This window comes from Streptomyces sp. AM25, assembly GCF_058146165.1.
Genome location: NZ_JBKIWN010000099.1, coordinates 1 through 4179, shown reverse-complemented (window position 1 = coordinate 4179; position 4179 = coordinate 1). Strand labels below are relative to the sequence as shown.

Below are 4179 nucleotides of genomic sequence, written 5' to 3'. Positions count from 1 at the left end.
CAGAACCACAGCCGCGAGAACCCCAGCCACCACACGACGACGCATCGACATACCCACCCCAGGAATCCAGGCGCCCGACACCCAGCCGGACCGCGCTCACGTTTCTCTCCGGCCCTGCGACCCGTCACACGACAGGGAGAGCCAGGAATGAAGCCTTAGTTCGTTAGACCGCCCACAGACACAGAACCATCCAGGGCGCAGAAGAATGGCCAGCCACCATCAACCGAATGACCACACAACCCATTCCAGCATGAGCGCCAATCAAATAGGGCCCAATTCCACGTGACCCGCATCACAATCTTGAAATGCAGCCCCATTCAGAACCCCATCAAAAACCCTTCCAAAACCAACGTTTCCGCAGGTCAGACCCTGTTTTCACACCCGGGGGTAATCCCTAGAAAGAATGCGAAAGGACCCACCGGGGGTGCCTCTTTCGGAATGTGTACGGGTATCAAATTCCCGGGGAGAGGCGGTTTTTAGGGGGCCTGGAGCGCCAAAAGGCGGGCTTGGTGGCCTCAAAACGGTGTCCGGGGGCGGCTGATGGGCCGCCGGACGGCCGGCTCGGGGCTTGCGGGGGCCGTTTTGGGCGGTCGGGGGCGCCGTTCGGCGCCTAACTAACGAACCGAGCCCCGAGTCAGGAGTGTTCCCGGTCACGTTCCCGGAAGTGGTGTCACGAGAGGGGTCGGATGACGCCTACATTATTTATGTCGGGGGTTATATATACCCTGATGTAGAACATGAGTTGGCCCCCCCTGGGAGAGAGGGGGCCTGTCTCAGCTGTACAGGGTTGGAGTGACTACTTGAGGACCACTCCGGGTGATGACTCGGTTGGTAGCTGCTGGTTGGGACAGCCGGCCAGGGTCTTCTTCATGGCGTCTCGTTCGTCTGGGGTGACCCACAGCTTGTATTGCTCCTTCACGGCAATCTGCCGGGCCACGTACGAGCAGTCGAAGGACTTATTGGCGGGGAGCCAGGCCGAGGCGTCTTTATCGCCCTTGGCCATGTTAGCCGGCCCGTCCGCCGCGACGAGGTTGAGCGGATCATTCGCGAGGGATTCGCGCCGGTCCTGGGAAAGTTGACGGGCCCCGGTCTGCCACGCGTCCGAAAGAGCCACCATGTGGTCAATCTGGACCGCGGAGGACTTCGGTCCCCGCTCGAAATGAATAGTCCTGCCGGTGTAGGGATCGGCAAGGGTGCCGGAGGCGACCACGCATTTCGAGCCGGCCTGAAATTTCAGGTCCGTCAGGTCCCGGTGGAGGATATCGTCGCGCGTGTCACACCCATTGTGTCCACCGGGCGCATTCGTGTTGTCCGTCCAGGCGGGCCCGAAATCCTTGACCCTGTCGTATCCCTCTTTCGATCCCGCCTTCTTCACCGGGAGATGGGCCAGGGCTGTCTGGAGGGAGCCGGCCTTGGCGTCGTCGGTCCCGGATGCCGCTGCCGAGGCGGAAGTCGTGGCCTTGGCATCACCACTGGACTGCCCCTGCGTTCCGCCTGAGCACCCGGCCGCGGTCGCGGCGACGAGCACACTGGCAACGGTCACTGCGAGCCGGCATCGGCGAGGAAGGAACGTCATGTCGCTACATCTACCCTCGTCCGACACTCGCCATGGACGCTGCCACCCCTACGAGTGCTCGCAGTTGGGATGGTTGACCTTCATCGCCCCCGCTTCCCTGGGTACCGTTCAGGGATAGGGCAAGTCCAGAACGGAGTTGAACCGATGCGGTGGAGCGACTACACGACCGGCCAGCGGATCAAGATCCTTCGAGGCAGGGACGTAAATCAGAACGATCTTGCCGGGCTGACAGGCCTGTCGATCGCGACGATCCAGAAGGCCGAACAGGACAAGCAGCTCAGCCTCAACACACTCCTCAAGATCGCGAACGCTCTCAGCGTCGACACGTCTGTGATCCTCGGGCAGCAGGCGCCACGGCGGGCCATGGAGCAGACGGACAGGGCCATGATGCGGGCGCTGTCCCAGGCCGTTCACGACACAGCCGCGGGCCTGCTGCCGGACACCGTCGAGCCGGACGACGAAGTTGGCCTTCGCGACGCCATCAGCCGGTGCTGGGGGCTCTACTGGAAGGGGCATTACATCGAGGCCGGCGCTCTCGCGGCGCCTCTCGTGGCACAAGCAGCTGCCAACCTCCACGCGCAGCCAGTAGGCAGGCAAGGCGCCGCATGGGCACTCCTCTCTGACGGCTACCGGATCTCGGCGTACGTGGCCAACCTGATGGGCGCCCGTGACTTGGCCTACGCGGCGATCGGGCACGCGCAGGCTGCTGCTGAGCAGTCCGACGACGAATTGCAACCGGCAATCGTGAACTCGGGGCGAGCCTGGGTGTACTTGCGGGACGCGCGCCTCTCCGCGGCACTCCAGTTGGCGGAGAAGGCTGCTGTCGACATCGAGCCCCGGTTCTCGACGGCAACGCCCGAGCACCTCACCGTCTACGGCTCACACATCAATTTCGCGGCAGTGGTGGCGTCCCGGATGAAGGACAAGCAGCGAGCCGGCGACTACCTGTCGCAGTCCCACGCGACGGGCGCTCGCATGGGGCAGGAGCACAGGGCCTACGGCACCCTGTTTGGGCCGGTGACGGCTAGCACCCAGGCGGTTGGTGTCAATGTGGCACTGGGCCAGACAGGGAAGGCTCTTGCCCTCATCGACGGCATCAAGAACCTGTCCCAGCTCTCCCAGGCTGCGCGCAATCGCTATGCGATGGACAAGGCCATGGCACAGGCGGACGCGAAGCTCTGGGACGCATCCCTCGACACGTTGGAGGAGACGCTGACCACAGCCCCGGTATGGGCCCGGCACCAGGCTCTGCCGAGTGTGATCCTCAAGAAGGTGGGCCGCGCGTCGACCGCTCAGCTACGCAGGGTGTCAAAGCTCATCGGTGAGGCTCCTGGCGTGGACGGTTTCGCTCCCGCAACAATCAAGACGGCTCTGTAACCCCCCACGTTGCAGCCAAACGGCTGGCCACTGGTACGCGGCGTACGACTCTTCGACCCTGCGATCTCAACTGTCGTATCTGGCAGGTGAGTTGTGGTGCAGCGGGTTCTCGAAGTCGTACGCCTCGTTTCTTCCGGGCGCGCGGCCTGGGGAGCACGGTAGGCGCATGAATCGTTCGCCTTCCGAGATCCGTCGTCGGAGCTTGATCGCCAACGTCTCCAGCTTCCCCCTCCGCGTCGAGGTCGTCACGTATGCGTGTATCCAAAGCGACCATGACCCTGACGAGGTACGGGCAAAGTTGCGCAAATTTGCCGAAGCCCGGGACTGGGTCGTCCGCTACGAGCTGTACGACACGGCGGAGATCCGGTCTGCCCGCACAGACCGCAAGGAATGGCCGAAGGTCGAGCAGTTTCTTGCGGCTGGCGACGTGCAGGGGATCGTTGCTCCGAACGAAGACGAGATCGCGTTTTACCCGCTCGGGAAAATGCGATTGCGTGACTGGCTGCTGGGCATCCCTGCCTTCGCCGTCTATACCGACGGAACTTCTCCTGAGGAGACGGATCGCCCTCAGGAAGAAGGCTCGGAGCGATGAGAAGCACAGCACGGGCCCACCTGGGCCTGATGATGGCCGCTCGGGGCAACAACGGTGTCCTGCGGGTAGGGAGTGCCAAGCCCCAGCCGCTGAAGTGCCAGGCCAGCGAGCTGGGAGAGTCGGCAGACGGCGCAGATCTCCCGCCGGGCACGATGAAGTACCCCGACTGCATCTGCGCCGACCACCGGGCCGGGCGGGGCAGGCCGGACGCGTCGGTCCGGCTGTCGGCAGCCGAGGCCGCGGAGGACCAGGTGCACACGGTGAACAGCCACGGCGACCGCCGCATCTTCCGGGCCGGCTCGTACATCGTCGAAGAGCGGTACCCGGGGGCGTCGTCGTGCTGACCTGTCCCGTTGTGTCCATGCCGCACTCGTCCGCCCCGGGATCGCTGCACATGGTGGCCTGCCGGGAGTGTGCCCGGCTGATCCGCAAGCGGGACGCAGCTCTGGACGATGGCGACGTCAGCACCGCGAGGCGGTGCGACGTGGCGCTGACAGTCCACCTGCGTCACGCTCACCCGACACCGGAGCCGCCGCCGTGCCCCGCGCCGTGAAGCGGCACGTGGAGTACAAGATCCATACCGCCCTGGACACGTTGATGTACGGCAGTCGTTGCTTGGGATGTTCGTGGCAGA

General features: G+C 64.3%; 4 protein-coding genes. 3 read left to right on the top strand and 1 reads right to left on the bottom strand.

Annotation, left to right across the window (positions count from 1 at the left end):
* Positions 1-796 precede the first annotated feature (796 nt).
* Complete coding sequence (locus ACLHRZ_RS36745; RefSeq protein ID WP_490422932.1) at positions 797-1528, bottom strand: HNH endonuclease family protein; 732 nt, start codon at positions 1526-1528, stop codon at positions 797-799.
* A 192-nt stretch (positions 1529-1720) separates the two neighbouring features.
* On the opposite strand from ACLHRZ_RS36745, the gene ACLHRZ_RS36740 reads away from it, so the two are divergent.
* The 3 genes from ACLHRZ_RS36740 (at position 1721) to ACLHRZ_RS36730 (ending at position 3889) form a co-directional block, all read left to right on the top strand.
* Positions 1721-2953, top strand: a complete 1233-nt coding sequence (locus ACLHRZ_RS36740; RefSeq protein WP_490422931.1) for a helix-turn-helix domain-containing protein — start codon at positions 1721-1723, stop codon at positions 2951-2953.
* A gap of 166 nt (positions 2954-3119) precedes the next feature.
* Positions 3120-3545 (top strand): hypothetical protein, encoded by a 426-nt coding sequence (locus tag ACLHRZ_RS36735; protein WP_490422930.1) that lies wholly within the window; start codon positions 3120-3122, stop codon positions 3543-3545.
* Positions 3542-3889: a hypothetical protein gene (locus ACLHRZ_RS36730; protein ID WP_490422929.1), complete on the top strand. Its 348-nt coding sequence runs from the start codon at positions 3542-3544 to the stop codon at positions 3887-3889. Before ACLHRZ_RS36735 ends, ACLHRZ_RS36730 begins: the two co-directional genes overlap by 4 nt.
* Positions 3890-4179: the final 290 nt, after the last annotated feature.